Source organism: Photobacterium sp. R1 (assembly GCF_054600795.1).
The window spans coordinates 1-345 of the sequence record NZ_BAAHZP010000257.1 but is presented as its reverse complement, the minus strand read 5'-3'; the positions used below and the strand labels follow the sequence as shown (position 1 = coordinate 345).

The following is a 345-nucleotide window of genomic DNA, read 5'->3' as shown; positions in this document are numbered from 1 at the left end:
AACGGCGGCCATAATGTTCTATGAGAAATCCGGCCGGGTCGAGCTTGCCCCAGAAACTGTTTTTAAAGCCGCAAGCCGGGCAGGGCACCATGATGACTTCACTGCTACTGTCCGGTTTGGGATCGCCGACTTCCGGCTGATAAAGGTCATAACAGTTCCCGGCATATTCGAGTACCAGGCAGTCTTTTTTACCTTCGGCCAGCCGCAAACCACGACCAACAATTTGCTGGTACAGGCTGATAGATTCGGTCGGGCGCAGGATAGCAATCAGATCCACATGGGGGGCATCAAAGCCTGTGGTGAGTACAGAGACGTTCACCAGAAATTTGATCTGCTGATTCTTGA

1 protein-coding gene is annotated in these 345 nt (G+C 52.2%); it reads right to left on the bottom strand.

Features of this window, described 5'->3' with window-relative positions:
• The coding region (locus ACYP03_RS24935) for a DEAD/DEAH box helicase (RefSeq protein ID WP_459782516.1) at positions 1–345 on the bottom strand (345 nt) is incomplete at both ends.